Genomic DNA, 422 nt, shown 5'->3' with positions numbered 1-422 from the left:
GGGCGGCGCGAGCTGGCCGGCTTGCCGTATGACGGCGAAGTCATCGGCGCCGTGCAGCGCTCTGCCAAGGATTCCACCTGCCGCGACATCGTCGTCTGCGCGGCAGGCACCTTGCCAGCCGAGCTGCATAAACTGTGGCGAACGGAAACACCGGGCGGCTACCACATGGAATACGGCTACTCGTGCATGGGTTACGAGATCGCCGGCGGCCTCGGTGTCAAGATGGCGAAACCCGATGCCGAGGTGATCGTCATGGTGGGCGATGGCAGCTATCTGATGATGAATTCGGAAATCGCCACCTCCGTCATGCTGGACAAGAAACTCATCATCGTCGTGCTCGATAACCGCGGCTATGGCTGCATCAACCGATTGCAGCAGGCGTGCGGCAATGCCTCGTTCAACAATATGTTGCCCGACAGCGC

Annotated in this window: 1 protein-coding gene; it reads left to right on the top strand. The window is 60.9% G+C overall.

Annotated features, from left to right (window positions below):
* Window positions 1–422 (top strand): thiamine pyrophosphate-dependent enzyme (locus tag K0F85_RS28375; protein ID WP_257638221.1); only part of this gene is annotated, 422 nt, incomplete at both ends.

Origin of the sequence: Janthinobacterium sp. UMAB-56 (assembly GCF_900095265.1) — a bacterium.
GTDB lineage: Bacteria > Pseudomonadota > Gammaproteobacteria > Burkholderiales > Burkholderiaceae_D > Janthinobacterium.
The sequence above is the reverse complement of the archived record's forward strand: the minus strand, read 5'-3'. Positions and strand labels throughout refer to the sequence as shown.